Annotated in this window: 16 protein-coding genes; 13 read left to right on the forward strand and 3 right to left on the reverse strand. The window is 68.3% G+C overall.

What is annotated here, in order from left to right; all coding sequences use genetic code 11:
• Positions 1 to 72 precede the first annotated feature (72 nt).
• Both LKD76_RS13735 and LKD76_RS13740 read left to right on the forward strand, forming a co-directional pair.
• Positions 73 to 1,506: an MFS transporter gene (locus tag LKD76_RS13735; RefSeq protein WP_227981687.1), complete on the forward strand. Its 1,434-nt coding sequence runs from the start codon at positions 73 to 75 to the stop codon at positions 1,504 to 1,506.
• An 89-nt stretch (positions 1,507 to 1,595) separates the two neighbouring features.
• A complete protein-coding gene (locus LKD76_RS13740; protein ID WP_227981688.1) occupies positions 1,596 to 2,414 on the forward strand; it encodes an acyl-CoA thioesterase in 819 nt (272 codons plus the stop codon).
• Here the strand turns inward: LKD76_RS13740 and LKD76_RS13745 are convergent.
• Complete coding sequence (locus LKD76_RS13745; protein WP_227981690.1) at positions 2,392 to 8,514, reverse strand: non-ribosomal peptide synthetase; 6,123 nt, start codon at positions 8,512 to 8,514, stop codon at positions 2,392 to 2,394. The genes LKD76_RS13740 and LKD76_RS13745 overlap by 23 nt on opposite strands.
• A gap of 312 nt (positions 8,515 to 8,826) precedes the next feature.
• Here LKD76_RS13745 and pdxT point away from each other — a divergent pair, with 312 nt between their 5' ends.
• On the forward strand, positions 8,827 to 9,489 hold the full coding sequence (gene pdxT, locus LKD76_RS13750; RefSeq protein WP_227981692.1) for a pyridoxal 5'-phosphate synthase glutaminase subunit PdxT: 663 nt from the start codon (positions 8,827 to 8,829) through the stop codon (positions 9,487 to 9,489).
• 110 nt (positions 9,490 to 9,599) lie between these two features.
• A complete protein-coding gene (locus tag LKD76_RS13755) occupies positions 9,600 to 10,352 on the forward strand; it encodes a YebC/PmpR family DNA-binding transcriptional regulator (RefSeq protein WP_227981695.1) in 753 nt (250 codons plus the stop codon).
• 63 nt (positions 10,353 to 10,415) lie between these two features.
• On the opposite strand, the gene LKD76_RS13760 is transcribed toward LKD76_RS13755, so the two are convergent.
• Positions 10,416 to 11,891, reverse strand: a complete 1,476-nt coding sequence (locus LKD76_RS13760; protein WP_227985240.1) for an alpha/beta hydrolase — start codon at positions 11,889 to 11,891, stop codon at positions 10,416 to 10,418.
• Between the two features lie 92 nt (positions 11,892 to 11,983).
• Between LKD76_RS13760 and LKD76_RS13765 the strand changes: the two genes are divergently transcribed.
• The 4 genes from LKD76_RS13765 to ruvB all read left to right on the forward strand — a co-directional run bounded on the left by LKD76_RS13765 (position 11,984) and on the right by ruvB (position 14,870).
• Positions 11,984 to 12,493 (forward strand): O-acetyl-ADP-ribose deacetylase, encoded by a 510-nt coding sequence (locus tag LKD76_RS13765; RefSeq protein ID WP_227981696.1) that lies wholly within the window; start codon positions 11,984 to 11,986, stop codon positions 12,491 to 12,493.
• 87 nt (positions 12,494 to 12,580) lie between these two features.
• Positions 12,581 to 13,150 (forward strand): crossover junction endodeoxyribonuclease RuvC, encoded by a 570-nt coding sequence (gene ruvC, locus LKD76_RS13770; RefSeq protein WP_227985241.1) that lies wholly within the window; start codon positions 12,581 to 12,583, stop codon positions 13,148 to 13,150.
• On the forward strand, positions 13,147 to 13,752 hold the full coding sequence (gene ruvA, locus LKD76_RS13775) for a Holliday junction branch migration protein RuvA (RefSeq protein ID WP_227981698.1): 606 nt from the start codon (positions 13,147 to 13,149) through the stop codon (positions 13,750 to 13,752). The genes ruvC and ruvA overlap by 4 nt, the downstream gene beginning before the upstream one ends.
• 5 nt (positions 13,753 to 13,757) lie before the next feature.
• Entirely contained in the window at positions 13,758 to 14,870 is a 1,113-nt protein-coding gene (gene ruvB, locus LKD76_RS13780; protein ID WP_227981700.1) for a Holliday junction branch migration DNA helicase RuvB, read from the forward strand.
• Positions 14,871 to 14,886: 16 nt separating this feature from the next.
• Here ruvB and LKD76_RS13785 read toward each other — a convergent pair whose 3' ends face one another.
• Positions 14,887 to 15,561 (reverse strand): TetR/AcrR family transcriptional regulator, encoded by a 675-nt coding sequence (locus LKD76_RS13785; RefSeq protein WP_255660006.1) that lies wholly within the window; start codon positions 15,559 to 15,561, stop codon positions 14,887 to 14,889.
• Between the two features lie 37 nt (positions 15,562 to 15,598).
• On the opposite strand from LKD76_RS13785, the gene LKD76_RS13790 reads away from it, so the two are divergent.
• The 5 genes from LKD76_RS13790 to LKD76_RS13810 all read left to right on the forward strand — a co-directional run bounded on the left by LKD76_RS13790 (position 15,599) and on the right by LKD76_RS13810 (position 22,496).
• Entirely contained in the window at positions 15,599 to 17,092 is a 1,494-nt protein-coding gene (locus LKD76_RS13790) for a flavin-containing monooxygenase (protein ID WP_227981704.1), read from the forward strand.
• A gap of 137 nt (positions 17,093 to 17,229) precedes the next feature.
• Positions 17,230 to 17,661: a preprotein translocase subunit YajC gene (gene yajC / locus LKD76_RS13795; RefSeq protein ID WP_227981706.1), complete on the forward strand. Its 432-nt coding sequence runs from the start codon at positions 17,230 to 17,232 to the stop codon at positions 17,659 to 17,661.
• A gap of 121 nt (positions 17,662 to 17,782) precedes the next feature.
• Entirely contained in the window at positions 17,783 to 19,561 is a 1,779-nt protein-coding gene (gene secD / locus LKD76_RS13800) for a protein translocase subunit SecD (protein WP_227981708.1), read from the forward strand.
• On the forward strand, positions 19,558 to 20,760 hold the full coding sequence (secF, locus tag LKD76_RS13805) for a protein translocase subunit SecF (RefSeq protein ID WP_227981710.1): 1,203 nt from the start codon (positions 19,558 to 19,560) through the stop codon (positions 20,758 to 20,760). Before secD ends, secF begins: the two co-directional genes overlap by 4 nt.
• Positions 20,760 to 22,496, forward strand: a complete 1,737-nt coding sequence (locus LKD76_RS13810; RefSeq protein WP_227981712.1) for an ABC transporter substrate-binding protein — start codon at positions 20,760 to 20,762, stop codon at positions 22,494 to 22,496. The genes secF and LKD76_RS13810 overlap by 1 nt, the downstream gene beginning before the upstream one ends.
• The last annotated feature ends 34 nt before the right edge of the window (positions 22,497 to 22,530 follow it).

A 22,530-nucleotide genomic window follows, 5' to 3' on the forward strand; every position in this document is an offset into this window, starting at 1 on the left:
ATCTTCAGACCCCGGCCGGGGCCGCGCCGTCGTGGATCGCGAGCAGATCGCGAACTCGAGGAGGTCCTGTCGGTGGCTGTGCTGACCCCGCGCGAACGTCCCAGGCGCTGGTCGCTCGACGACATCGTCGTGACCGACCCGCCGATCATCCGCCGGGCTATCGGCGCCGCCAGTATCGGCAACATCACCGAGTGGTACGACTTCGGCGTCTACGCCTATTTCGAGCCGACGATCAAGGAGGTGTTCTTCTCCCATCTCGGTGACACCGCCGGGACCATCGCCACCTTCGGCCTGTTCGCGGTGGCATTCCTGGTCCGCCCGTTCGGTGGAATGTTCTTCGGCCCCTTGGCCGATCGCATCGGGCGCAACAAGGTGCTCGCGACGACGATGATCCTGATGGCCACCGGAACCTTCGCGATCGGCTGCATCCCGGATCAGAACACGATCGGTATCTGGGCGCCCATGCTGCTGTTGTGCGCGCGGTTGCTACAGGGTTTCTCCACCGGCGGCGAGTACGGCAACGCGATGACCTTCATCGCCGAGTACGCCCCCGACCGGCGCCGCGGCTTCCTGGGAAGCTGGCTGGAATTCGGCACCTTCACCGGATATCTGCTCGGCGCGTTGATCGTGACGCTCGCCGACGCCGTCCTGACCCACGACCAATTGCTGGCCTGGGGCTGGCGGCTGCCGTTCTTCATCGCACTGCCTCTCGGCGCGGTCGGGGTGTATCTGCGCATGCGCCTGGCCGATACCCCGGCCTTCGAGGCGCTGGAGATGGAATCCGCGGAGCGGGAGAAGGCCAACAAAACCGGCGACGAGGCCAGGGCCCTGGCGAAACTGTGGCCGTTCGTGCTGGTCTGCATGGGCCTGGTCGTGGTCTGGAACGTCACCAACTACATGCTCACCTCCTACATGCCGACCTATGTGACCGAGACGGTGCCCGACAGCACCGGTGGCGGGGTGTCCTCGTCGACATCGCAGTGGCTGCAGATCGCGGTGATGGCGATCGCGCTGCTGACCATTCCGGTGATCGGCCTGATCTCCGATCGGGTCGGCCGAAAACCCATCATCTGGACCGGTGTCGTCGCGCTGATCGTGCTGGCGTTCCCGATGGTGCTGCTGGTTCGTACCGACAACGCGATCGCCGTGTTCCTGGGTCTGCTGATCATGGGGCTGACGCTGATCTGCTTCAGTGCGACGATGCCGTCCACGCTGCCGTCGCTGTTCCCGACCAAGGTGCGCGGGGCCGGGCTGTCGGTGTCGTTCAATGTCGCGGTATCGCTGTTCGCGGGCACCACCTCGGTGGTCGTCGGTGCGCTGGTCGGCGCGACCGGAGATCTGAACTGGCCCGCGTACTACCTGATCGTCGCTGGTCTGGTGGGCGCGGTGTCGGTCTACTTCCTGGCCGAACCCAACGGCAAGCACATGTGGGGTTCGGCACCGGCCGCCGGCTCGGAGGAGGAGGCCAAGGCTTTCGTGGGATCGCAGGGCACGAGCGCGAGCTAGCCGCGTGGCGTGTCGCGAGGGAGAGTCGCGCATCGGCCCCGGGTTGCGATCGCTTAGCCTGAGCTCGTCTATTCCGGGAAGGACGGTACATGGCGACCATCGAAGAAGCGCTCGAGATCGAGCGGCTCGAGCGGGACATCTTCCGCGGAGCGGTGACGAAGTCCCAGCTGCCACGCACCTTCGGCGGACAGGTTGCCGGACAGGCGCTGGTGTCGGCGGTCCGCACCGTGGAGCCCCGCTACGAGGTGCACTCGCTGCACGGCTACTTCCTGCGTCCCGGCAATCCATCCGAGCAGACCCTGTACCTGGTCGAGCGTATCCGCGACGGCCGCTCGTTCTGCACCCGGCGGGTGACCGGAATCCAGGACGGCGAGGCGATATTCACCATGTCGGCGTCGTTCCACGTCGGCGACGAAGGTCCCGAACATCAGGATCGGATGCCGGATGTGCCGCTGCCGCAGGATATTCCGGACGGGCACGAGACGATGAGCCCGGAGCGGCTGTGGCTGATGCGCGAATGGGAGCACTGGGACATCCGGCCGGTGCCGCAGGAGCAGGTCGCCCTGCGCGACGGCCTGGCCTCCCAGCAGCAGGTGTGGTTCCGCTACCGGCACCCGCTGCCCGACGATCCGCTGTTCCACGTGTGCACCCTCGCCTACATGAGCGATATGACCCTGCTCGGATCGTCGAAGGTGACCCATCGCGACGAGCCCACCCAGGACGCGTCGCTCGACCACGCGATGTGGTTCCTGCGCCCGTTCCGTGCCGACGAATGGCTGCTCTACGACCAGAATTCGCCCTCGGCCGGATACGGCCGCGCGCTGACCACCGGGCGGATCTTCAACCAGAGCGGCCAGTTCGTCGCCCAGGTCGTGCAGGAAGGGCTCATCCGCAGCCTGCGGCAGTGACGGAAGGTATCGCCTCGCCGGTTGCCGGAACAGGCTCGAGCAGACCGGACTCCACGAAGCACTCGATGTAGCGGTCCACAACGACGCGGTCGATGGCAGGGCATTCGATCCCGGTGCCTGTCAGCGCCGACCGGGTGCCGATGTCGGACCACACCGTATGGCCCGCGAGTCCGGCGAACGTCGGCGCCAGCAGGGCGGCACGCACCAGTGTGTCGTCACCCGCCGCCGACCGGGCGGCGGATCGACTGTCCAGCGCCGCGCGGACCTCTTCGAGTGGCCGCAGGGCGATCGGGTAGCCGTGCGCGCGCAGCCGATCGAGAACGTCGGCGACCGCCACCGGATGCTGGTTCACCAGGTGGTAGACCGCGCCGGTCCCGGCGCCGCGACCGGTGCTGATCGCGACGAGAGCCCGCACGACGTAGTCCACCGGCACCAGCGATACCGTCGCCGACCCCACATCGGGCGCCACTCCGAGCACGGCCGCCGCACGCACCATATTCCAGAAGGCGTCGTCGGGGTTGTTGACCGCTGAGACGGTGTGGCCACAGATCGTGCCGGGCCGGAACACGGATACCGGCACGCCACGCTCACCGGCCTGCCGGATCAGTTCCTCGCCAACCCATTTCGAGATCAGATAGCCGTTGTCCTGCAATTGCCCGGCGTGCAGCCGGTCGTCCTCACCGATCACCGCGGGCATGGCACCCGCGGGCACGGCGGCGCCGAGTGTGGAGACGAAGTGGACGGCCTTGACCCGCCGCGTGGTCGCCAACCGCAGAATCGATCGAGTTCCCTCGACATTGGCCGCACGCAGTCGTTCGTAGGGGTCGACATGATTGACCCGGGCGCCGTTGTGATAGATCGCGTCGATTGTTGCGGTCAGGAAATCGAAATCCGCCGGATCGAGCCCGAGGTTCGGTTCCGAGAGATCACCACGCAGGGCCCGCACCCGTGCGGTCACGGCGTCGGTCGGCAGCCGGAACCGCCGCAGCGACGCGATGATTCGATCCAGCGGATGCTGCTCGGTCGTGCCGCGGACCAGGCACACCACCTGTGCCCCGGTGTGGGTCAGCAGTGCGTTCAACAGATGCGCCCCCAGGAATCCGGTGGCTCCGGTGAGCAGCACCGTGCCGGCCGGCGCGGTCGAGGCGGGAGCACATCCGGCCGCTGTGATGTCGGGTTCGAGCACGGCGTCGGCGGCGGGGGAATACGCCACCGCCGGTGTCGCCGAGCCGCTGAGGTGGGCGGCCAGTCCGGCGACCGTGGGGTTGGCGAGAATCGCCGACATCGCGACGTCGCGGTTCAGCCGCGCCGACAATCGTTGGTGCAGAACGAATACGAGTAACGAGGAGCCGCCGGACTCGAAGAAGTCGTCGGTGGCGCCGAGCCGGCCGATGCCGAGAACGTCGGCGAACACCTCGGCCAGGGTGTGTTCCAACTCGGTCGCCGGGGCGACGGCGAGCTCGCGGGTGAACACCGGGTCGGGTAGGGCGGCGCGATCGAGTTTGCCGCTGGTGTTGACCGGCAGCGCGGCCAGCACCTGCACCGCCGCGGGCACCATGTAGCTCGGCAGCTGTCCGGATATCCTGCGCCGCAACGCTGTCGGTTCCACCTCGTGCCCGTCGGCCGGAACCACATATCCGACGAGCCGGTCACCGGCGTCGGAATGGTGGACGGTGACCGCGGCCTGGGCGACAGCGGGATCGCCGAGCAGCGCGGACTCGATCTCGCCGAGTTCGATGCGATGGCCGCGCACCTTGACCTGAAAGTCGGTGCGTCCCAGATATTCCAGCGCACCGTCGCGGCGCCGCCGGGCCAGGTCGCCGCTGCGGTACATTCGCGTGCCCGGCGGTCCGAACGGATCGGCGACGAACCGGGCCGCGGTGAGGCCGGGTGCGCCGTGGTAGCCGCGGGCGAGCTGGTCCCCGGCGAGGAAGAGCTCGCCGGTCACTGCGGGCGGCACCTCGTGCAGGCGCGAATCCAATACCGGGCAGCGGGAATTCCAGACCGGAACGCCGATGGGCACGGTCGGCGCCCGCAGATCGTCCGGGCCGATGTGGTGTTCGGTGATGCTGACCGCGGCCTCGGTCGGCCCGTACAGATTGTGCAACTGCGCCGGGCACACCGCCGCGAAATCCCGGGCGGTCTCCGGCGGCAGCGCCTCCCCGATCACGAACACCGACCGCAGCGATCGCAACTGATCCGAGGATGCGCAGCCGACGACGACCGTGAGCATGGAGGGGACGAAATCGGTCAGCGTGACGGCGTGCTCGGCGATCAGCGCGCAGATCGCGTGCGGATCACGCTCGCGGCCCGGCGCCGCCAGAATCAGCCGTGCCCCCGCCCGCAGCGGCAGGAAATACCCCCACAGCGAGACGTCGAACGTGGCCGCGGTCTTCTGCAGATATCGGTCCTCGGGTCCGACCTGGTAACGCTGGTGCATCCACGCGAGCTGATTGACGATCGCGGCATGGGTGACCACCACGCCCTTGGGTTTTCCGGTGGATCCGGACGTGTAGATCACATACGCGGGATGATCGCCCCGCAGCGCGACCTCGCGCTCGTCGTCGCGCACCGGGCCGGCCGGGAATGCGGAGAGGTCGATCATGTCGACGGCATGGGCGGCGACCGCGGTGAACCGGTCCGCCGTAGTGGTCAGAACGCAGTGCGGGACAGCCGATTCCAGGATATGGCCGATTCGCTGTCGCGGATGGTCCGGATCGATCGGCACCCAGGCCGCGCCCGCCTCCGCCACCGCGTACAACGCCACCACCTGGTCGATCGACCGCCGCATCGCCACCGCGACGATGGACTCGGGGCCGGCGCCCTGTGCGATCAGCCAGCGGGCGAGGCGGGTGATCCGGTCGGCGAGATCGCGGTAGCTGATCGAGTCCGGTCCGCAGCTCACCGCGGTGCTGTCCGGGCGGGCGACGGCCTGGCGGGCCAGCGCGGCGGTGAGCGACTCGGCTTCGACGGGGTGACCGCCGGCGTCCGAGTCGCTGTGGCCCGGATCGGCCAGGATCAGATCGCCGACCGGGGTCGACGCTCCGGCCGCGACCGAATGCAGCAGGCGGACATAGGCGTCGATGAATCCCTCGACCGTGGCGTGGTCGAAAAGGTCCGTGCTGTAACCGAATCGGATCAGCACCGGTCCGGGTGCCCCGTCCGCGTCGCGGGTGTCGACCACGCCGATATGCAGGTCGGTTTTCACCGTGTCGGTTTCGATATCGAACAGCGACAGCGCGGTGTCGGGCATGTCCAGATCGGCCCGCGCGAAGTTCTGGAAGGCGAAGCCGACTTGATACAGCGGGTGCCGCCCCGGGGAGCGCACCGGGTCGACCGCGTCCACCACCTGCTCGAAGGGCACCTCGGAGTGTGCGAAATTGGCCAGATCGCGGGCTCTGGTGCGGGCGAGCAAGGCCGCGAAGGGCTCGCGGGGATCGATCCGGGTCCGGGAGACGGTCGTATTGACGAACATGCCGACGACGCCGTCGAGTGCCGGCTCGGCCCGGTTGGTCATCGGCACCCCGATGGCGATGTCGCCACTGCCCGACAGCCGGGACAGCAGGACCGCCAGCGCCGTGCGCATCACCATGAACAAACTGGCGTGCCCGTCGCGAGCGAGACCGAGTAGCGCGCCGTGCGCCGCGGCGGAGATCGTGCGATCCACGGTCGAACCGCGCAGCGACGCGACCGCTCGGCGGGGCCGATCGGTCGGCAGGTCGAGCTGATCGGGGAGCCCGTCGAGTTCTTCGCTCCAGTACCGGAGTTGCCGGGACAGAAGTGAATGCGGGTCGTCGCGCGACCCGAGCAGTTCCCGCTGCCACAGGGCGTAGTCGGCGTACTGCACCGTGATCGGTCGCCAGTCGGGAGCCTTCCCGGCCCATCGGGCGGCATAGGCGATCGCGAGATCCTGTGCCATCGGCGCGAGCGAGGAACCGTCGGCGCAGATGTGGTGCAGGGCGCAGACCAGAACATGGTCGTGGGTGGTGCGCAGCAGCCGGACCCGCAGGGGAACCCGCGCGGTCACATCGAAGCCCTCCCGCAGGACGCCGTGCACCCGTTCGGCGGGGTCGGCGCTGCCGATGTCCTCGACGGCGAAGCAATCGGCGCATGCCGCGGCGTCCAGGACCAGTTGATAGGGCCCGTCCTCATCGGCCGGATAGCGGGTCCGCAATGCTTCGTGCCGGCTCAACACATCGGTGAGGGCCGCGTGCAGTGCGTCGATGTTCACACCGGACAACCGCAGCGCGAACCCGACATTGTCCACCGCCGAGGTGGTATCGAACTGATTGCGCAGCCAGAATCGAAGTTGATTCGGCGACAACGGGATTCGCCCGGGACGCACGGCCGGGAGCAACGGCGGCCGCACGGCGTCGAATCGTCGGGTCCGCAACGCGGTCGTGAGCGCGCCGACGGTGGGATGGTCGAACAGCAGCGTGGGCGGTACCCGCATCTGCCAGATCTCGCTCAACCGCGCCGCGACTTGCGTCGCGAGCAGCGAATTGCCCCCGGCGGCAAAGAAATCGGTGTCGCCGCCGAGCGCGCCGCGACCCAGTATCCGCCCGAATACCTCGGCGACCAGATCCTCGCCCAGGTCGCCCGCCCGCCGGGACGGCGTGGCGGGTAGCCGCTGCGCGCGCAACGCCGTCCGGTCGACCTTCCCGGTCGCCGTGAGCGGGAACTGCTCGACCACGACGACCGTGTTCGGCAGCATGAACGCCGGGAGTTCGGCACTCAAACTCGCTGTCAGTTCCGCCGTTCGCGGTTCCCGGCCCGGCGCCCCCCGCACGAACGACACCAGTTCGACCGCGCCCGCCGCGGTCGCGCGATCCACGGTGACCGCCTGCGCCACCTCCGGGTGGCGCATGAGGGCGGAGTCGATCTCGCCGAGTTCGATGCGCAGGCCCCGGACTTTGACCTGATGATCGGCGCGGCCGAGGTATGCCAATTCGCCGGTGGTGGTGCGGCGAACCAGATCGCCGGTGCGATACATCCGCGCACCCGGCGCACCGAACGGATCGGCCACGAAACGCGCCGCGGTGGGTTCGGGGTGGCCCGGATAGCCGCGGGCCAGCGCCGGCCCGCTGACATACAGCTCACCGGTCGCGCCGGTGAGTGTCGGCCGGAGCCGCGCGTCGAGGATATGGCAGGTCAGACCGGGAATCGCAGTGCCCAGGGGGACGGCGGCGGCCGGCCGAAGCGCGTCACTCAGGGTGGCCGCGATGGTGGTTTCGGTGGGTCCGTAGGCGTTGTGCAGCCGCCGGCCGCCGGTGGCCCAGGTCCGGACGAGGTCGGGCGGGCACGCCTCGCCGCCGACCACGATCGTGGCGAGGGTGTCCAGGCCGTCCGGCCGGACGGTCGCCAGCACCGACGGCGTCATGAACGCGTGTGTGACCCGTTCCCGGCGCAACAGATCGGCGAGGTCGTTTCCGCCGATCACCGGCGGTGAGGCGATCACCAAGGTCGCGGCGGCGCCGATCGCGAGCAGCAGTTCGAGGACAGCGGCGTCGAAACTGGGGGAGGCGTTGTGCAGGATGCGGGCGTCCTGGGTGATCCGCACCGTGGCGCGAAGTTCATCGCACAGGGCGGGCAGGCCGGAGTGGGTCACCGCCACCCCCTTCGGGCGGCCGGTCGAGCCGGAGGTGTAGGTGACGTACGCGACGTTCGAGGGCCGCACCGGTGTGGGCCGGTCGAGATAGGTGATCGGGCTCGCCGGCTGTTCGCCGAGTTCGGCGAGCAGCCGAGGGTCGTCGAGCACCAGCCACCGCACGCCCGCGGGCAGATCGCTCAGGTGCTCACGGCAGGTCAGGCCGATTCGGCAGCCGCTGTCGGAGAGCTGGTACTCGACTCGAGCCCGCGGGTAGGTGGGATCGATCGGTACGAACGCGGCGCCTGTCCTGGCGACCGCCCAGATCGCCGTCACCGATGCCAATGATCGCGAAAGCACCACGGCCACCCGCGATTCCGGCCCGGCGCCCGAGGTCCACAGCAGGCGCGCCAACCGATTCGCGCGGGCGTCGAGTTCGCGGTAGCGGATCTCGTGGCCGGATACCGACACCGCGAGCCCGTCCGGGTTGCGCTCGACTGCCGAATCCAGCATCTGAGTCAGGGTCCGGCCGCCGCGCGCTGCGGAGCGCTGTCGACGAAGGGGATGAGCCGAGTGGGGCCGGAGGCTGTCGCGCATATGTGATCCCGCGGTCGAAGAGAATGTGCGCGCCGATGCTACGGTTCCGCGCCCGGCAACCCGGGTTACCGTTGTTGGGAAGATCTCGGATTAACGGTTGCGGGAGTGGGTAATCCAATGCGCCGTTTCGACGCCACCGGTCCGTCGCCTGGGCCTTTCCGGTGATCGGAGCCACAGTGGCGGTGGCTGTGTGGGCGCCGGGGGACGCCCGGCTCGTATGCTCGTGCCGTGAAACCGACCATTGGTGTGCTGGCACTGCAGGGAGATGTGCGTGAGCACTTCCACGCGCTGGCGGCATGCGACGCCGAGCCGGTGAGTGTCCGCCGGGAATCGGAGCTGGAGTCCGTCGACGCGCTGGTGTTGCCCGGGGGCGAATCCACCACGATCAGCAAACTGCTCGAGGTGTTCGGCCTGCTGGAGCCGTTGCGTGCCCGGTTGCGCGCGGGGATGCCGGCCTTCGGTTCGTGTGCCGGCATGATCCTGCTGGCCCGCACGGTGCTCGATACCCGGCCCGATGCGCAGTCACTGTCCGGTATCGATATGACGGTGCGGCGCAACGCCTTCGGCCGCCAGGTCGACTCGTTCGAAACCGATCTCGACTTCACCGGGCTCGACGATCCGATCCGGGCGGTCTTCATCCGCGCGCCCTGGGTGGAAAGCGTCGGCGACGGGGTCGAGGTCCTGGCCCGCGTCCCGCATCGGCCCACACCCGGCACCGTCCTCGCCGACGGCCCGTCCGCCGGCGGGCCCGAACAGGCCGCGGGGCGCATCGTCGCGGTCCGGCAGGGCAACGTCCTGGCCACCTCGTTCCACCCGGAGGTGACGGGTGATCTGCGGGTGCATCGGCTGTTCGTGGACTCGGTCCGCAGCGTCGTCGGCGCCGGGGCCTGACCTTTCGCCGGTCGGGTTCGTGCCGGGCAGTAGACTGCACAGCGATCGCCGGAACACAGATCACGGATCTGTCCGGGCCTCGAGCACACCGACCTCGAAGGAAGTAGGGAATGAGCGGCCACTCCAAATGGGCCACCACCAAGCACAAGAAGGCCGTGATCGATGCCAAGCGCGGCAAGATGTTCGCGAAGTTGATCAAGAACATCGAGGTCGCGGCGCGCACCGGTGGTGGTGACCCTGGCGGAAACCCGACTCTCTACGACGCCATCCAGAAGGCGAAGAAGGCGTCGGTCCCCAACGACAACATCGAGCGCGCCCGCAAGCGCGGTGGCGGTGAAGAGGCCGGTGGCGCCGACTGGCAGACCATCATGTACGAGGGGTACGGCCCCAACGGTGTGGCGGTGCTGATCGAATGTCTGACCGACAACCGCAACCGCGCCGCGGGTGAGGTGCGCGTCGCCATGACCCGCAACGGCGGCAATATGGCCGACCCCGGCTCGGTGTCCTACCTGTTCCACCGCAAGGGCATGGTGACCCTGGAGAAGAACGGGCTCAGCGAGGACGACGTACTGATGGCGGTGCTCGACGCCGGCGCCGAGGAGGTCAACGACCTCGGTGACTCGTTCGAGATCATCAGCGATCCCAGTGACCTGGTCGCCGTGCGTACCGCGCTGCAGGACGCCGGAATCGATTACGACTCCGCCGAATCCGGCTTCCAGCCCTCGGTGTCGGTCGCGGTGGACGTCGACGGCGCCCGCAAGGTGTTCAAACTCGTCGACGCGCTCGAGGACAGTGACGACGTGCAGAACGTCTACACCAATGTCGATGTGTCCGACGAGGTTCTCGCCGAACTCGACGACTGACATCCATACGGCTCGGGCCGTCACCGCGGGTGCGGTGACGGCCCGAGCCGTTCGCGGGGCCGATCAGGTCGCGGGGACGGGCAGGCCCAGCCGTGCCGACACCCACGGCAGCGACGAGGTGAAGGCCGCGGCGGCGAACTGCCAGGTGTGCCCGCCCTCCGTGGTGTGGATGGTGCAGGTGATGCCGACCGTGCGGCCCCGCTCGCACAACTTCTCCGCGGCGCCGACCTCGCCGGAGTCCATGACGCCGTCCCGACCGCCCACGCCGATCCGGTTCTCGTCCACCTGCGGCATGTGAAAATGCCCGCCGCCCTTGCCGTTACCGGCCCGGTGCGGCGGGGTGAGGTCGTCGAACAGCCCGGCTACCCCGGTATAGGGGCCGTGGGCGGCCATCACCGTCATCGGATCGAAGCGGTCGTAGGCGGCCGCGTTCCCGCCGTACAACCTGGATACGGTCTGCTCCCTGGTGCCCGCGGTCGGCCCCAGATCGCCCGCGATGTCGACGAAGGTGTGGAACAGCTCGGGATGCATCACGGTCAGATCGGTCGCGCAGGTGCCGCCCATCGACCAGCCGACCGCCGCCCACTTCGCCGGATCGGCGGAGACGCCGAACCTCGCCCGCACGTACGGCACCACATCCTGGGTGAGATGGTCGGCGGCCGCGCCGCGCGGGCCGTCGACGCATTCGGTGTCGTTGTTGAAGCTGCCCGACGAGTCGACGAGCACCAGCACGGGCGCGTGGCCGCCGTCGGCGGCGGTGAAGGTGTCGATCGCCGGCATGATCTGGCCGCTGCGCAACCAGTCGGCGGGGGTGTTGAACTCGCCGCCGATCATCATCACCGCGGGTAGCGCGGGTGGGGTCGGACCGGCGAACCAGGCCGGCGGCAGATAGACGTATTCGGTGCGGTGTTTGAATCCGCTACCGGCGTCGCCGGTGTCGATCGGCACCACCACACCGGTGGCGGGGTGGGTATCGCGCATTCCGGCCAGGGCTTCCGGATCGGTCTGATGCGGCAGCGCCCCGGCGGTCAGCGCACTCCACGCCGACTGCACGCTCGGGTAGTAGCCCACCCACTGGTTGAGCACGACCGCCGTACTCGCGACCGCGAACGGCACGGCGACGATCGCGGCCGTGCGCTGCCACCAGCGTGCACCCGGCCAGCCGACGACGGCCAGCACCAGCGCCGCGACCGTCGCGCCCACGCAGATCCACAGCTCCGGCGGGGCCGGATCCGAGGCCAGCCCCTCGTTGTTCATGATCGTGCGAGCGGTCAGCGCGGCCACCACGCCCAGCACCAGGCAGATCGGCACCCGGATCAGCCACCAGCGTCGTCGCGGGCGCGTCAGCGCGATCGCGAGTGCGAGGAGCGCGACGATCTCGATGGTCACCGGCAGCCAGCCGTGCAGCAGCGAGACACCGTGATGAAAACCGTTGTAGGGATTGAGTTTCGCCGACGGCAGCGAGGGTGGAGCGGGTGGGGCCACCGAGGCGGCGGCCGCCGGTGCGGGCACGGTCGGCGCGGGGGTCGGCACATCCATGGGCGCGGAGAACACGGGCGTCATTGTCGGTGGCCTACCTCGAGGAACGCTGTGAACTCGCTCCGAGTCCGGTGCAGGGCACAATGGCAGCCATGGCCGATCTCGTACTGGTCCGCGGTGACATCACCGAACAGGCCGTGGATGCGATCGTCAACGCCGCGAACTCCGGCCTGCTCGGCGGCGGCGGGGTCGACGGCGCCATCCATCGACGCGGCGGTCCCGAGGTGCTCGCGGCATGCCGGCAGCTACGGGCGACGGCGCTGCCCGACGGACTGCCGACGGGCCGGGCGGTGGCCACCACGGCCGGCGATCTGCCCGCGCGCTGGGTGATCCACACCGTCGGCCCGGTCTGGGCGGCCGGACAGGACCGCTCGGATCTGCTGTCCTCCTGCTATCGCGAATCGCTGCGGGTGGCAGACGAATTGGGCGCCCGGACCGTGGCGTTCCCGGCGGTCTCCACCGGCATCTACGGGTGGCCGATCGACAACGGCGCCCGCATCGCGGTGGACACCGCGCGGACCACGCCGACCGAGGTCCGCGAGATCCGTTTCGTGCTCTTCGACGCCACCACCTATCGTGCCTTCGAGGCGGCCGTCGGCTGAGCGGGCCGATCGTGTCGATGGCCGGAGTCGTCACCGGTCTCGGTTAGACTTCGAACAACTGTTCGCGACCTCGGAGGGGTGCATTTCGTGCGGGTGATGGGCGTCGACCCCGGGCTCACCCGGTGCGGGTTGAGCATCGTCGAAGGTGGGCTGGGACGGCAGGTCACCGCACTGGATGTCGGCGTGGTGCGCACCCCGGCCGATATGGATCTCGCCGAACGTCTGCTGGGGGTGGCCGATGCCGCCGAGTACTGGATGGATACCCACCACCCGGAAGCGGTCGCGATCGAGCGGGTCTTCGCGCAGCACAACGTTCGCACCGCGATGGGGACCGCGCAGGCCGGTGGCGTGATCGCCCTGGCGGCGGCCCGGCGCGGCATACCGGTTCATTTCCACACCCCCAGCCAGGTCAAGGCCGCTGTCACCGGTAACGGCTCCGCGGGCAAGGCGCAGGTGACCGCGATGGTGACTCGCATCCTAGGCTTGCAGACGGCGCCGAAACCGGCCGATGCCGCCGACGCCCTGGCTCTGGCGATCTGCCACTGCTGGCGGGCGCCGATGCTGGAGCGGATGGCGAAGGCGGAAGCACAGGCGGAGCAGGCGCGGCGTCGATACGCCGAAAGGCTTGCCCAGCAACGGAAGGCGGTGCCCAGGTGATCGCGTCGGTGCGTGGAGAGGTGCTCGAGATCGGCCTCGACCATGCCGTATTGGAGGCCGCCGGGGTCGGCTATCGGCTCAACGCCACCCCGTCGACATTGGCGACTCTCACCCGCGGCGAGACCTCGCGCCTCTACACCGCGATGATCGTGCGCGAGGACTCCATGACGCTGTTCGGCTTCGCCGATACCGAAGCGCGCGATCTGTTCGGACTCCTGCAGACCGTCTCGGGTGTCGGGCCCCGGCTGGCGATGGCCGTGCTGGCGGTGCTGGAACCCGAAGCGCTGCGAAAGGCGCTGGCGGAGAGCAATGTCGCCGCGCTGACCCGGGTGCCGGGCATCGGTAAGCGTGGCGCCGAACGCATGGTCGTCGAACTGCGCGACAAGGTGGATCTGGTTCCGGTGCAGTCGGGGCCGCCGGGGGCGGGTCCCGCGCCGGTGGTCACCCCGGTGCGTGATCAGGTCGTGGAGGCGCTGGTCGGGCTCGGATTCCCGATCAAGCAGGCCGAACCCGCGGTCGATGGGGTACTCGCCGAACAACCCGAGCTGGATACCTCGCGTGCCTTGCGCGCGGCGTTGGCCCTGCTCGGCCGGAATCGGTGACGGCGATGGGCGCCGACGCCGAATTCCCGGTCGACAGTTCCTTTTCCGGTGACGACGAGTCCGCGGTCACCGCGGACTATCTGAAATCCGACGGGGATATCGAGGCCGGGCTGCGGCCGAAATCCCTGGACGACTTCATCGGCCAGCCGCGAGTGCGCGAGCAGCTGGCCCTGGTGTTGCGCGGCGCCACGCAGCGCGGCGGCACTCCTGATCACGTCCTGCTGTCGGGCCCGCCCGGACTGGGAAAGACCAGTATGGCGATGATCATCGCCGGCGAACTGGGCACCGCCCTGCGCATCACGTCCGGTCCGGCCCTGGAACGCGCCGGTGATCTGGCCGCCATGCTGAGCAACCTCGTCGAGGGCGATGTGCTGTTCATCGACGAGATCCACCGCATGGCCCGCCCGGCCGAGGAGATGCTGTACCTGGCGATGGAGGATTTCCGGGTCGACGTGGTGGTCGGCAAGGGACCCGGCGCCACATCGATTCCGCTGGAGATCGCGCCGTTCACACTGGTCGGCGCCACCACCCGGTCGGGTGCGCTGACCGGACCGCTGCGTGACCGCTTCGGCTTCACCGGTCATATGGACTTCTACGAACCCGACGAGTTGCAGCGGATTCTGCAACGCTCGGCCGCCATCCTCGGAGTGCGGATCGAGGCCGACGCCGCCGCCGAGATCGCGGGCCGCTCCCGCGGCACGCCACGCATCGCCAACCGGCTGCTGCGCCGGGTACGCGACTATGCCGAGGTACGGGCCGACGGTCTGGTCACTCGCGAGATCGCCCGCGCCGCGCTGGTCGTCTACGACGTCGACTCGCTCGGATTGGACCGTCTGGACCGGGCCGTACTCGGCGCGCTGGTCCGCGGATTCGGTGGCGGTCCGGTCGGGGTGTCGACGCTGGCGGTCGCGGTGGGCGAGGAGGCCGCCACGGTCGAGGAGGTGTGCGAACCGTTCCTGGTCCGCGCCGGAATGGTCGCCCGCACCCCGCGCGGCCGGGTCGCCACCGCCGCCGCCTGGGAACATCTGGGGCTGGTGCCGCCACCGGATCTGGTCTTCGGTTCCATCGAGGTCCGCGGCCGGGAATCCGAACCCACCCTCGACCTGTTCGAGAACTGAGCCCGCCGGCGCTCGATCAGATCGGATCGGCGGTGCGCACCCCGTCGATCAGCAGGCGGGGGATGGCTTGGGCGAGGCCGTCGGTGGCCTCGGGATCCGGATCGCGCAGTCCGTGCAGGATGGCGGCCAGAAGCATGCCGGTGACGGCCTTGGCGGTGTTGACCGTATCGAGGTCGGCCCGCAGATATCCCAGCTCCACGCCGTGCTCGAGGTAGCCGGCCGTCAGCGCGTCCGCGGTGTCGAGCAGTCCGTACAGTCGCATGGTCAATTCCGGGTCGATGCCGGTGGCCTGGAACAGCAGCAGCTGGGCGACCCTGCGGTCTTCGAGGAAGATCCGGTGCAGCGCGATGCCGATCCGCTCGAGCTGAAGGCGGTACTGCGCCAGTGAGGCGGCCGCATCCGGTGCGTTCTCGGTCCCGAGCGCTTCGATGATGCGCGCGGCGAGATCGTCGATGACATGGTCGATGATGTCGCGCTTGTTCTCGAAGTAGCGGTAGAAGGTGCCGTGCCCGATTCCGAGCTCGGTGGCGATATCGGCGATACCGGTGGCGTGATAGCCCTTCTCGGCGAAGCAGGCGAAGGCGGTGTCGATGATCTGGCGGCGGGTCTCGGCCCGGCGGCGTTCGGCATGCGTGGATGGCTTCGGCACGGGCTCGATGATACGGTGTTCCGAAACGGAATGATGTGTCATTCCGTGCGATATCCGTGAAGTAGCAGGGAGGTTCGGCGTGGCACCTCAGTACGACGCCGTGGTGGTCGGTGCGGGATTCGGCGGTATGGGGGCCGGTATCGCGCTGGATCGCCTCGGCCTGAGCGATTTCGTGATCCTCGAGCGGGAGGACGATCTCGGCGGCACCTGGCACGTCAATCACTACCCGGGTCTGGCGGTCGATATCGCCTCGGTGACCTACTCCTACTCGTTCGAGCCCAATCCGCACTGGTCACGGCTGTTCGCCCCGGGTGCCGAGCTGAAGAAATACGCCGAGCACGTCGCCGACAAGTACGACCTGCGCCGCCGCATGCGGTTCAACCAGGTGGTCGGCGGCGCCCGCTGGGACTGCGAGCAGCAGCACTGGGTGGTGTCGATCGAGGACGGGCAGACGCTGACCGCCCGCTATCTGCTCACGGCCACCGGGTTCCTGTCCCAGCCCTACACCCCGCCGTTCCCCGGTATCGACAGCTTCGAAGGCAAGATCCTGCACACCACCGCGTGGGAGGACGACTTCGACCTGACCGGCCGGCGAGCCGCCGTGATCGGCACCGGCGCCACCGCGGTGCAACTGGTGCCCGAGGCGGCCCGGAAAGTGGCGGAGCTGACGGTCTTCCAGCGCACTCCGATCTGGGTCGTGCCCAAGGTGGACGCCGCTATCCCGGCGCCGGTGCAGCGGTTGTTCGCGAAGCTACCGGTGACGCAGAAGGCCGCACGACTGGTCAACACCGCGGCGCTGGAATTGCTGATGGTGTCCGGCGTCCTGCACTACAAGCAGGTCAAAATCGGGAACAAGGGCGCGGCGCTGCTGGCCAAGGCGCATCTGCGCGCCCAGGTCCGCGACAAGCGGACCCGGGAGCAACTGACGCCGCACTACGATTTCGGCTGTAAGCGGCCGACGTTCTCCAATACCTATTTCAAGGCCTTCAACGAGCCGCATGTGCGGCTGGAGACCAACTCCATCGATCATGTGGAAGCCGACGGCATCGTGACCGCCGACGGGCGCAAGACCGAGATCGACACGCTGATCCTGGCCACCGGATTCAACCTGTGGGACGTCAACTTCCCGGCGATCGAGATCATCGGCCGCGACGGAGTGAATCTCGGAAAGTACTGGCGTGACAACCGATTCCAGGCCTACGAGGGCATCACGGTGCCGAAGTTCCCGAACTTCCTGAGCCTCAACAGCCCCTACTCCTACAGCGGACTGTCCTACTTCACCACGATCGAGGCGCAGATGAAGCATATGGACCGGTTGTTGCGGGAGGCCCGGCGACGGGGCGAGCAGGTGTTCGAGGTCCGTGACGAGGCCAACACGCGGTTCCTCGACTACGTGACCGAGAAGCTCGGCTCGTCGGTGTTCTACGCCGGCAGTTGCTCCAGCGCGCGCAGTTACTACTTCAACCAGCACGGTGAGGCCGCGCTGCTGCGCCCCAACAGCACCGTCACCACCCACCGTGAAGCGGTGAATTTCCCGCTCGACGATTACCTGTACGGCACGCCGGCGGCCTGATTCGCCTGCGTACGGCGGGGTCGAGCCGGTGCGTGACACCCCGCCGGACGCACCGCGGGTGTGGCGATATTCCAGGTTGCTGGCAGACTGTGTGGGTACGGACCGATCCAACCCCCAACCTAGGACCGACTACGACGATGGCAAACCTGCTGTTTCCGCTGCTACTGGTAGTTCTGCTCGTGCCGATGTTCCTCGGCGTCCGCCGCCAGAAGCGCGAAGCGGAGAAGGTCACTGCCATGCAGGAGAGCGTGAAGGTCGGTGACCGGGTCACGACCACCTCGGGCCTGTACGGCACGGTCGTCGATATCGACGACGAGACCGTCGACCTGGAGATCGCCGAGGATGTGGTGACCACCTGGCTGCGCGCCGCGATCCGCGATGTGCGCTCGGATGCGGATGCCGCCGGCGACAACGCCGATGCCGGCTCCGAGGAGACCACGGTGGCCGAGATCGCCGATGCCTCGCCTGTCGAGGCCGCCGCGCCGGCCGAGGGAGCGGACCGCCACAACGGCGCGCCCGTACTCGAGGAGTCCGTCGACGACACCGCCGCCCGGCTGCGTAAAGACTGAATCGTTCCCGCCGTTGTCGCGCTCGCGGGCGCCGCGACGGCGGTGCGGCGTGTCCGGGCCTCGTCATGCGGTCCACGTCGCCATTCCGGCCGCCACCCTCACCGCCTAGGAGATAAGTACTGTGCCACCTTCCAAGGGAACGGGGCATCCACTGCGGCTGCTCGGCGTCTATGCCGTGCTGCTCGCCGTGATCTACGCGTTGGTGTTCTTCACCGGTGACAAGTCGCCGGAACCGAAGCTGGGAATCGACCTGCAGGGTGGTACCCGGGTCACCTTGACCGCGCGCACGCCCGACGGCAGCAAACCGAGCAAGGACAGCCTGCAGCAGGCCCAGCAGATCATCGAATCGCGGGTCAACGGCCTGGGCGTGGCCGGCTCCGAGGTGGTGATCGACGGCGACAACCTGGTCATCACGGTTCCGGGTGAGGACGGCCAGCAGGCCAAGGCGCTGGCGACCACAGCCAAGCTCTACATCCGCCCGGTGCTCAATTCCGGGCAGAGCCAGGCCGGGGGTGGCGTTCAGCAGCAGCCCGGCGGCGAGGTTCCCGGTCAGCAGGCCCCCGGTGCGCAGGTGCCCGGTGCGCAGGTCCCCGGTGCGCAGGTGCCGGGGGAGCCCTCGGGTGCCGAGCAGCAGCCGGCGCCGACGTCCGCGGAATCGGCTCCCGCTCCGGCCGAGCCGTCCAGCGCCGATCAGCCCTCGGGTGGGACCGCGCAGAACCGGGTGTTCCCGGCGCAGGCGCCGTCCACTCCCGCGCCGGCCCCGGGACAGCCCGGTGGCGATCTGACCCCGCAGCAGCGCACCCAGCAGGAGATCGCGCAGGCCAAGGCGCTGCGGCAGAGTACCGATCCGCAGGTGCTGGCGCAGGCCATGCAGATGCTGGACTGCAGCAAGCCCGATCCGCTGGCCGGTAACGACGATCCGAACCTGCCGCTGGTGACCTGTTCCAGTGATGGCAACGAGGTCTACCTGTTGGACAAGAGCCGCATCGATGGCCAGGACATCAAGGACGCCAGCTCGTCGCTGAACCAGCAGTCGCAGTGGGCGGTCGACCTGACCTTCAAGAACGCCGACGCGTGGGCCAAGCTCACCCAGGACTTCCTGCAGAAGCAGGTGGCGTTCACGCTGGACTCGAAGGTGCTCAGCGCGCCGGTCGTGCAGCAGGGCCCGCAGCTGGGTGGCACCACCCAGATCACCGGCCGGTTCAACGCGTCCACGGCGAAGGAACTCGCCAACTCGCTGAAGTACGGTTCGCTGCCGCTGTCGTTCGCCACCTCCGAAGCCGAGACCGTGTCGGCGACGCTGGGCCTGGCCTCGTTACACGCCGGTCTGATCGCCGGTGCGATCGGCCTGATCGCGGTGCTGCTGTACTGCCTGCTCTACTACCGGATGCTCGGCTTCCTCGCGGGATTCTCGCTGGTGGCCTCCGGTGTGGCGGTGTACGGCATCATCGTCCTGCTCGGCAGATGGATCAATTTCACCCTCGATCTGGCCGGTATCGCGGGTCTGATCATCGGTATCGGCATGACAGCCGACTCGTTCGTCGTGTTCTTCGAGCGCATCAAGGACGAGATGCGTGAGGGCCGAAGTTTCCGGTCCGCGGTGCCCCGCGGCTGGTCGCGGGCGCAGCGCACCAACCTTTCCGGTAAGACGGTCAGCCTGATCGCCTCGGTGGTGCTCTACATCCTGGCCGCCGGGCAGGTGAAGGGCTTCGCCTTCACCCTGGGCCTGACCACGGTGCTCGACGTGATCGTGCTCTATCTGGTCACCGCGCCGCTGATGATGCTGGCCTCGCGCTCGCCGTTCTGGGCCAAGCCCTCGGTCAACGGACTCGGCGCGGTGCAGCAGATCGCGCGAGAGCGTAAAGCGAGCGGCACGCTGGTAGGGACGGGGACACGATGAGCGACAATCGCAGTCAGGTGTTGGAGGAACCGATCGTGGACGAGCCGGAACCCACCGCGGACGCCCCGCGGCACGGATTCTTCGAGCGTCTCTACACCGGTACCGGCGGATTCCGGATCGTCGGCCGCCGCAAGCTCTACTACGGCATCGCCGCGGCCTTGGTGCTGATCGCGATCCTGAGTATCGCGGTGCGCGGGTTCACCCTCGGCATCGATTTCGCCGGTGGAACCCGCATCCAGGTTCCGGCGAGCGGGGACATCAGCACCAGCAAGGTCGAGCAGACCTACAACCAGGCGCTCGGACACGACCCGGTGACGGTTCAGAAGGTGGGCTCGGGAGCCTCGACCTCGTACGAAATCCGTTCCGACACACTGGATGCCGCGCAGCAGGAGAAGGTGGCCGACGCGCTGTTCAACGCCTTCCATCCGAAGGATTCGAGCGGCGCGGTGAGCCGTAACGCGATCAGCGTCGCCGAGATCAGCGAGACCTGGGGTGGGCAGATCACCCGCAAGGCGATCATCGCGCTGGTCGTGTTCGTACTGTTGACGATGGTCTACATCGCGATCCGGTTCGAACGCGATATGTCCATCGCCGCGATCGCCTCGCTGTTCTTCAACCTCGTCGTCACGGCGGGCATCTACTCGATCGTCGGATTCGAGGTGACGCCGGCCGCGGTGATCGGTCTGCTCACCATCCTCGGTTACGTGCTCTACGACAACGTCGTGGTGTTCGACAAGGTCGAGGAGAACACCCGCGGTGTTCTGCATCTGACCCGGCGCACCTACGGTGAGCAGGCGAATCTGGCCGCCAACCAGACCTTGATGCGGTCCATCAACACCACCGTCATCGGCATCCTGCCCATTGTCGGCATGCTGGTGATCGCGGTGTGGCTGCTCGGGGTGGGCACCCTGAAGGATCTGGCGCTGGTCCAGCTGGTCGGCATGATCGTGGGTGCGTACTCCTCGATCTTCTTCGCGGTACCGCTGCTGGTGTCGATCAAGGAGCGCTTCGGTCCGGTCGCCGCGCACACCCGCAAGGTGCTCGCCAAGCGCGCCGCCGGTGACACCGGCCGCCCGGGCGAGACGACGCGTCGTCGCCCCGTGGGCGCGCCGGTCGGCACCCGCACCCGCGAAAGCGGTTCCGCCGCACCGAGACCCGGTGCCCGGCCCACCGGGAAGCGGCACAAGAGAAGCCACTGATGAGTCGAAGGGGGTCGGATCGGGTGCGGCGGACGCTACGGCGAACGTTCGGCGTGATCGCGGCCGGTGCTCTGCTCACCGGCGTGGTCGCGGGGTGTTCCAGCAAGAACCAGGTGCCATCCATCGGATACGCCGTCGACGCGCTACCGACCACCTACAACGGCGGCAGCTCGGCCGGAGTGGCGGGAGGCTCGTCTGCACTGTTCTCCCGCGTGCTGACCGGATTCTTCTACACCGGCCCGGACGGCCAGCCGGTCGCCGACACCGATGTGGGCACCGCCAACGAGGTGGCGGGTGAGGCGCAGACCGTCCGATACCGGCTCAATCGGGACGGCGTCTACTCCGACGGCGTGCCCACCTCCTGTGACGATCTGGTCCTGGAATGGGCGGCGCGCAGCGGCCGATTCACCAAACCCGGTCCGGGCGGCCCGATTCCGCTGTTCGATGCCGCCACCACCACCGGCTATTCCGAAATCGAGCGGGTCGAATGTCAGCCCGGTTCCAAGGACGCGACAGTCGTCTTCCGCCCGGATCATCATTTCCTGGCCTGGAAGACCCTGTTCAACGCCGGTGATCTGATGCCGGCGCATATCGCGGCCAAGGCCGCCGGTGTGCCGAATGTGGTGGCCGCGGTGCAGGCGGGCGATCAGGGCGCCCTGGACCGGCTGGCCCAGTTCTGGAATACCGGATGGAATCTGAAGTCCGGCGATGTCAATGCCGACCTGCTGCCGTCCTCGGGGCCCTATCGCATCGACTCCTACAGCGACGGCGACGGGCTCGTGCTGGTGAAGAACGACAAGTGGTGGGGGAACAAACCCGCCACCCCGCGCATCGTGGTGTGGCCCAAGAACGCGGATCTGAAGAAGAAGGTCTCCGACAATTCCGTCGAGGTCGTCGATATCGGCGCGAATTCGGTGAAAGATCTGGGCCTGGGCGGTTTCTCGGTGAATCAGGTACCGGGCCGCGGCGCCGAGCAACTGGTGCTCGCGACCGCCGGTGTCTTCTCGTCCGCGGATGTGCGGCGGGCGTTCGCACTGTGTGTCCCGCGCCAGGCGTTGTACGACACCCTGGGGCATCCGGGATTCGACGAGAAATCCGGTCTGGGTTCCGGCCCCCTGAATTCCCGCACGGTGCAGGCGGACTCGCTTTACTATCCGGTGATCTCGGGTCCGGCCGACAAGTATCGCGCCGGAGATTCCGCGGGTGCGCAGCGTGCGCTGGCCTCGGCCGGTGCCCCCAACCCGACGGTCCGGATCGGCTATCGTGCCCCGGATGATCGCCGTGCCCGCACGGTGGCGATGATCGCGGATGCGTGCAAGGCGGCGGGTGTGACCGTCGTCGACGCCGGTGCGGCGGATTTCGCACCGGCACAGCTGGGCGACGGGAAGGTGGATGCGATCCTGGGCGGCACCGCCGCCGCGGTGGGGCCGGCCGGGTCACTGCCGGGGATCGAGGCCACCGCCGCGCTTCGCACCGGTGAGGGCGTGAATTTCGGTCATTTCGGTAATGGGCGTTACGATGCGATCTCGGATCAGCTTGCGGCGGATGACAATTCGGCGACCGTGTTGAACCTCGACACCGAGGCCGAGAATCTGCTGTGGAACGAGATGCCGTCGATCCCGTTGTTCAACACCCCCCGGACAGTCGCGTTCGGCAAGGGTTTGGAGAACGGGGTGGTGAGCCCCACCAAGGCCGGTGCGGGCTGGAATATGGACCGTTGGGTGTTGCGGCGGTGAGTACCTCCGGGTGCGGGATGAGGGAGTGGGTGTA

It is taken from the genome of Nocardia spumae (assembly GCF_020733635.1).
GTDB classification, from domain to species: Bacteria; Actinomycetota; Actinomycetes; order Mycobacteriales; family Mycobacteriaceae; genus Nocardia; species Nocardia spumae.

Coding starts and splice junctions, on each gene's coding strand:
- LKD76_RS13740 (WP_227981688.1), top strand. CDS start 1,596: ATGGCGACCATCGAAGAAGCGCTCGAGATCGAGCGGCTCGAGCGGGAC.
- LKD76_RS13745 (WP_227981690.1), bottom strand. CDS start 8,514: ATGCTGGATTCGGCAGTCGAGCGCAACCCGGACGGGCTCGCGGTGTCG.
- LKD76_RS13755 (WP_227981695.1), top strand. CDS start 9,600: ATGAGCGGCCACTCCAAATGGGCCACCACCAAGCACAAGAAGGCCGTG.
- LKD76_RS13760 (WP_227985240.1), bottom strand. CDS start 11,891: ATGGATGTGCCGACCCCCGCGCCGACCGTGCCCGCACCGGCGGCCGCC.
- LKD76_RS13765 (WP_227981696.1), top strand. CDS start 11,984: ATGGCCGATCTCGTACTGGTCCGCGGTGACATCACCGAACAGGCCGTG.
- ruvB (WP_227981700.1), top strand. CDS start 13,758: ATGGGCGCCGACGCCGAATTCCCGGTCGACAGTTCCTTTTCCGGTGAC.
- LKD76_RS13785 (WP_255660006.1), bottom strand. CDS start 15,561: ATGACACATCATTCCGTTTCGGAACACCGTATCATCGAGCCCGTGCCG.
- yajC (WP_227981706.1), top strand. CDS start 17,230: ATGGCAAACCTGCTGTTTCCGCTGCTACTGGTAGTTCTGCTCGTGCCG.
- secF (WP_227981710.1), top strand. CDS start 19,558: ATGAGCGACAATCGCAGTCAGGTGTTGGAGGAACCGATCGTGGACGAG.
- LKD76_RS13810 (WP_227981712.1), top strand. CDS start 20,760: ATGAGTCGAAGGGGGTCGGATCGGGTGCGGCGGACGCTACGGCGAACG.